We start from the raw sequence: 432 nt of genomic DNA, 5'->3' as shown, positions 1-432 counted from the left end.
CAGGACAATCGCATGAAAAAATATTGAGCCGATGTTATATACGCGCTATTCTTAAGGAAAAGTGCAAGGATAGATGGAAACATGAAAAATTTTATGAAGACAATTCAAATTGAAGATCCGAGACAACAACATAAAGTAAAACATACGTTACAGGATGTAATTGGGCTTGTCCTGATTGCCACCCTTGCGGGTGCAGACACACTGGTCGATATCGAATTTTTTGGTGAATGCCATGCAGAGACATTAGCCAAATATCTTTCTTTTCCAAATGGTATGCCTTCTCATGATACGATTGGCCGTGTCTTACAATTAGTCGATCCAACATATCTTTATGAGCTGCAAACAAATTGGAATCAGTTTTTTATACAAACCAATGATTCCACTATAAATAAAATTATCAATATTGATGGGAAAACAATGCGCGGTAATGCG

The 432-nt window shown here is 36.8% G+C and carries 1 protein-coding gene; it reads left to right on the top strand.

All coding sequences use genetic code 11. The features are described from left to right. Positions 1 to 81: 81 nt before the first annotated feature. A partial coding sequence (locus ACODS7_RS32640) for an ISAs1 family transposase (protein ID WP_488828708.1) occupies positions 82 to 432 on the top strand: 351 nt, incomplete at its 3' end.

The organism is Bacillus sp. FG16 (genome assembly GCF_057809515.1).
This window is presented reverse-complemented; position numbering and strand designations above follow the sequence as displayed.